The organism is Pedobacter sp. (assembly GCF_035317785.1).
GTDB lineage: Bacteria > Bacteroidota > Bacteroidia > Sphingobacteriales > Sphingobacteriaceae > Pedobacter.
On sequence record NZ_DATHGC010000310.1, the window covers coordinates 1 to 4,466 of the forward strand.

At 44.6% G+C, this 4,466-nt stretch carries 5 protein-coding genes; 3 read left to right on the forward strand and 2 right to left on the reverse strand.

Going from position 1 to position 4,466, the window contains the following annotated elements; translation table 11 throughout:
• Positions 1-806: aldo/keto reductase (locus VK541_RS19465; protein ID WP_324372091.1), on the reverse strand; the 806-nt coding region annotated here is incomplete at its 3' end.
• A gap of 326 nt (positions 807-1,132) precedes the next feature.
• Here VK541_RS19465 and VK541_RS19470 point away from each other — a divergent pair.
• From VK541_RS19470 to VK541_RS19480, 3 genes are all read left to right on the forward strand, one after another.
• Positions 1,133-1,390 carry a hypothetical protein gene (locus VK541_RS19470; protein ID WP_324372092.1) on the forward strand — a complete coding sequence of 86 codons (258 nt, stop codon included), beginning with the start codon at positions 1,133-1,135 and terminating at the stop codon, positions 1,388-1,390.
• A 116-nt stretch (positions 1,391-1,506) separates the two neighbouring features.
• Positions 1,507-2,178 carry a class I SAM-dependent methyltransferase gene (locus VK541_RS19475; protein ID WP_324372093.1) on the forward strand — a complete coding sequence of 224 codons (672 nt, stop codon included), beginning with the start codon at positions 1,507-1,509 and terminating at the stop codon, positions 2,176-2,178.
• 106 nt (positions 2,179-2,284) lie between these two features.
• Positions 2,285-2,728, forward strand: a complete 444-nt coding sequence (locus VK541_RS19480; RefSeq protein WP_324372094.1) for a VOC family protein — start codon at positions 2,285-2,287, stop codon at positions 2,726-2,728.
• Positions 2,729-2,768: 40 nt separating this feature from the next.
• Here the strand turns inward: VK541_RS19480 and VK541_RS19485 are convergent, their stop codons facing one another.
• The gene (locus VK541_RS19485; RefSeq protein WP_324372095.1) at positions 2,769-4,256 is read right to left on the reverse strand and encodes a PLP-dependent aminotransferase family protein; all 1,488 of its coding nucleotides are present in this window, start codon (positions 4,254-4,256) and stop codon (positions 2,769-2,771) included.
• Between the last annotated feature and the right edge of the window lie 210 nt (positions 4,257-4,466).

The following is a 4,466-nucleotide window of genomic DNA, read 5'->3' on the forward strand; positions in this document are numbered from 1 at the left end:
TTGACCCATGCGATCGCCAGTTGTGCCGGTGTGCGTCCTTTTTGCTTTGCTATGGTTTTTAACACTTCGACTTTTTCAAGGTTCCTGACCAGGTTCTCTCCCTGAAAACGTGTGAAGTGGTTGTGGTAATTATTGGCCGGAAGCGGCGCTGTCATCTCGCCGGTAAGCAAACCTTCGGCTGTATTGGCAAAGGCCACGACACCGATTCCCAGTTCTTTGGCTGCAGGAAGCAGGTCGCTTTCTATCTGGCGGTCGGCCAGTGAATACCCGATCTCCAATGCGGTTACCGGGTGTATGCTATTGGCCTGGCGCAGTTGCGCTGCAGTGATTTCGGAAACACCGAGGTGACGCACTTTTCCTTCTTTGATCAGGTCGGCAATAGTTCCGATGATGTCTTCAACAGGTACGCTGTTGTCCATTCTACATGGCTGGTAAAGGTCAATGGTGTCTATGCCCAAACGCACTAGGGAATAATTGATAAAGTTCTTGATGGCGATTGGTCGCAGGTCCAGGCCAATCCACTGACCATTGTAAAAGAGGCCGCCAAACTTGACACTAATGAAAGCATCGTCCCTTCTGTTTTTGATGGCTTTGCCTATTAGCAGTTCGTTATGGCCGCTGCCATAAAAGTCTCCTGTATTCAGGAAATTGAGGCCATTGTCCAGTGCGGAATGAATGGTAGCGATGCTTTCGCTTTCGTCATTGACCGGGCTTCCCCAAACAGAGGACATGCGCATACAGCCCAATCCAAGTTTAGACACTAGCGGTCCGTTGTTACCAAGTTTTATTTTTGTGATATGTTCCATAATTGATATTTGATCTGATATGAAACAAAGGTCGGTACTATTGCTCACCTGCCTTTTCCTATACGGCTCAATTTACTTGTCTGGGTGGCTCAAATTTTCGCAAGTCTGCAATCATGGATGAAGAATTACAGGCAACGGCCTGTGCTGAACTAGTTTTGCTTTGCAGATTTCCGTCTAACCCTCTTCAACATTTTGCAATAAAAATCAAATTATTCAATTGATATTCAATTATTTGTATCCAATAAATTTGTTTTGGAAACGTGTTTTTATTCACCAAATCTGTATAAGTTTGCTTCATAGGGGATAAGAAACTGGATATAGAAATTATGGATACACAGCTTGGTTTAAAGAAGATACTAAAAAAAGGCGTACTAACTTCAGAACTTGAATTTGAAAGGGCCTCGATCATCGATCGTAAGTTAAGACTGTACCTGATCTTAATCCATAAATTACTGGCTATTGGTATTGATCAGTTAATTCCAGCTACCTTAAATATTCAAACCATCTTCAAGGTAAGAAGTGTGATTGCTAAATTGAACAACCCAAAAATTCATCTGAATATGGAGGATTTGCTTCCAGTATAGATTTCACTGTTTAGTTCAGGTCAAATAAAATGATCTTGCCATCCGGTAAATGAATGGGAAGAAATTTTATTTTCTTACCAGATATCAGTAAATTTAGGGAACCTGCCTTCGCCCCTATGAAAATCAAAAAACGATTAAGTCCAAACGACAACAATAGCAAAATAGTAGATGCTGCTGAGGCATTTGACAAATCAGCGAAAATATACCAGGACAGATCCATGGATGTGAGCTTGTTTGCTGAGACATTCAATTTCTTCTGTGATCACATCCCATCTGATAATGCCAGCATTTTGGACATCGCCTGCGGCCCGGGAAATATCATTAAATATTTACTGGACAGGAAGCCTGGCTACAAAATATTGGGGACTGACCTGTCTCCGAAGATGCTTGAGCTTGCCCGGATCAACAACCCGACCGCTCAATTTCAGCTGATGGACTGCCGTGAGACCGGCACGATCAAACAGAAATTTGACGGCATCACTTGTGGCTTCTGCCTGCCCTATCTGACGCTGGAGGAAACCATGGAGCTAATCGCAAACGTTTCCCGCCTATTGATCCCGGGGGGTATATTTTATTTGAGTACAATGGTAGAGGATGAGATTACCAAATCGAGATACCAGATATCAAGTTCCGGCGATCAGGTGTATGTCAATTACCACCGGGAAGATGATTTAACCCGCGCACTTCTGGACAATAACTTTGAGGTTATCAGTTCAAGTCATTTTAGCTCTCCTGACAAGGAAGGCCTAATGCTTAGCGATCTGGTATTGATCGGAAAATTGAATTAATTGGTAAGCGTTCGGGGTTTTCACACCCGTCATTGGAAACTATTACGCGTCAGTTATGTTATATTTTTTATAGCTTACAATAACCAAATAATTTAAAAATACAATTATGGCAAAATTGAATTCTTATCTGAACTTCGACGGCAATGCCGAAGAAGCATTCAACTTTTACAAATCCATATTCGGCGGCGAATTTATGGGAGGTGTAATGAAAGTGGGCGGAATGCCGGGCGCTGAAAATGTTCCGGAGTCAGAAAAAAACCGGGTGATGCATGTTGCCCTCCCTATAACCGGTGGTGATTTGTTGATGGCTTCGGACATTCTGCCTTCTGCCGGACACAAACTGGTGGTAGGCAACAACATCTACATTTGTATAAGTCCTGAAAGCAAGGAAGAGGCAGATCGCCTGTTTAATGGCTTATCGGAAGGCGGCGAGGTGGAAATGCCTATGGAAGACCAGTTCTGGGGTGACTATTTTGGCAGTTTTAAGGATAAATATGAGGTCTGCTGGATGGTCAGCTATAATGCCGGTAAGGATCACCCAAATAAATAACAGGTCTGTAAAGGCTGCTATGATGAACCCGGCGAAGCGTTTAAGGGCACAGTGAAGCTTTCAGAATCCCGAAGGCTTCCGACATTTCGTTTTCACGGAGTGAGGCGAAGCCCATTCTCATTCCATTGGTGATAAAAGATTCGTTCTTATAGAAATTGCCATTGTCGATATGAAGACCTTTTTTTGAGGCCTCTTCTGACATTTTGATCAGATCGATCTTTTCATTAAAAGTCGCCCATACAGCAAGTCCGCCCTCGGGGACACTGAATGTGATCTCTTCTTTAAACTCAGATGTGAGGAGCTGACAAAACAGGTTTCTGCGCTGCTTGTAAATCTTTAAGGTCTTCCGGAAGTGCCGGTCCATCTCGCCATTGTCAAACATCACTGCAAATGCTTCCTCCAGCAGGGTGTCTCCTTGTTTGTCTATCAGCTCCCTTAATGAGGCTGAGTCTTCAATAAATGCGGAAGGTCCTGTCATAAAGCCTATTCGCAGGGCAGGTGCAAAAGTTTTGGTGATCGATCCAATATAAATCACATTTTGATGGTGGTCTATACTGGCCAATGGCAGGTAGGGTTTGTTTTCATAGTGGAAATCGAAATCATAGTCGTCTTCGATAATTGCAAAGCGATACTGTTTGGCCAGGTTCAATAGTTTTAACCTGCGCTCCATCGTCAGTGTCACTGTTGTTGGACAGTGATGGTGCGGGATGACATACACCGCTTTTATTTTTTGGCGCTGCAGGACTTCTTCGAGGTAATCTATGTCCATTCCATGCTCGTCAACAGGAATTCGCAGCAGGTTTGCTCCGGTATGTCTGAATGTTTCATCTGCTGAAAGGTAGTTTGACATTCCAACCGCGATATGGTCTGAAGGATTGAGCAGCAGCTGGGCTGCTAAATAGATCCCCATCTGGCTGCCTTTTGTAATGAGTATATTTTCAGGAGAGACATCAAGGCCCCTGGTATTGGAAAGGTAGCTGCTGATGGAGAGCCGTAGGTGTTCTGATCCCCTGGAGCCGCCGTATTTCAGAAAGTTTCGCCCGTAAAATTTCCTGGACAGGCTGCGGTATTCGCGCATGAGCAGGTCTACGGGCGCCAGGCGCACGTCGGGAAAGCCATCGTCAATGGCAAGTGCTGTTTTCTGAAGGTTCAGGCTGGGTATGGCATTCTTAAAACGATTGGTCCAGAGAAAAGCTTCCTGAGGGATGTCGTTTTTGCCTGGTGTGTTTTGCAGCACTGAAGGGTCGGGCAGCCTGGTTTTGGAAATGACGGGTAGCCTGGAAAGTACAAATATCCCCCTGCGTTCGATGGATTCTGCCCAGCCCTGACTGATCAGTTCTTCATAGGCCAGTTTTACGGTGTTTCTGTTGATGCCGATCAGGTCTGCGAGTACCCGGGAGCTTGGCAGCAGGTCTGACGGCCGCAGCGTACCATTGGTGATCAACGCGATAAAGCTATTGCAGACCTGGATGTAGAGTGTTACCGCTGCGTCCCTGTCAACCTGAATTAATGATTTGTATGGCAACATCTGGGCTGTACTGTTTATACGAATTGGTATACAAATATAATCCACCACCTCCATACTTTTGAATAAAATTATTAAAAATGAAGAAAGTATTGGTCATCAATTCAAGTGCAAGGGGCCCGGGTTCCCGGAGCAGAAAACTTACAGAGATATTTGTGGAGCACTGGAATGGTATCCACATTAATCCCCTGATCACTTTTCGTGAACTGGGAA

Bases quoted from the DNA above. Each gene is read 5' to 3' on its own strand.
- VK541_RS19470 (WP_324372092.1), top strand. From the start codon at position 1,133: ATGGATACACAGCTTGGTTTAAAGAAGATACTAAAAAAAGGCGTACTA.
- VK541_RS19475 (WP_324372093.1), top strand. From the start codon at position 1,507: ATGAAAATCAAAAAACGATTAAGTCCAAACGACAACAATAGCAAAATA.
- VK541_RS19480 (WP_324372094.1), top strand. From the start codon at position 2,285: ATGGCAAAATTGAATTCTTATCTGAACTTCGACGGCAATGCCGAAGAA.
- VK541_RS19485 (WP_324372095.1), bottom strand. From the start codon at position 4,256: ATGTTGCCATACAAATCATTAATTCAGGTTGACAGGGACGCAGCGGTA.